A 550-nucleotide genomic window follows, 5' to 3' on the forward strand; every position below is an offset into this window, starting at 1 on the left:
GCTCGGCTTTGCCGAAGCCGGACGCATTCCTGAATACGCGGAATCTGCAGACGGCCGGCTCGATGCATCCGTTTTTTATTATAAAAAACTGTGATGAAGATCAAAAAAGACGCTCCGGTCTGGAGCCAGACCGTTGACAAAACAGGTCGGATTTTAAAAATCCGACCTGTTTTTGTCCATTTTATTCTATTATTTCGATCAGAAGGCTGGCGGTTAGGACCTTTCCAGGTCCAATTCGCCAGCTTTTTCAGATTCATGGCAGCGAAAACAAGCATCGCCTGCATGGACAATTTTTTCTTTCCCCGTAAGGTTGTCCAGCGCAAGCCATGCTTATGTTTTAAATCGGCAAAAACTCGTTCGATCGTCTCTTTACGTTTGGCATAGATTTGTTTATTCTCTTCCGTATGCCGAAGATGATCAGCTTCGTCTAAATGATCCTGCCAGATATGTCTGTGAATCATCTTTCGATGATCTCTACTTTCTGTACACGTATGTAGTAATGGACATTGTTTACATCGATTTGGATCTGAAGCATACTCTCGATAACCTT

The 550-nt window shown here is 43.5% G+C and carries 1 pseudogene; it reads right to left on the reverse strand.

The features are described from left to right. Window positions 1-215: 215 nt before the first annotated feature. Window positions 216-550 (reverse strand): annotated as a pseudogene (locus ACWHAR_RS30905) (transposase); the annotation flags it as partial.

The sequence above is a fragment of the Bacillus sp. LR--39 genome (assembly GCF_053613335.1).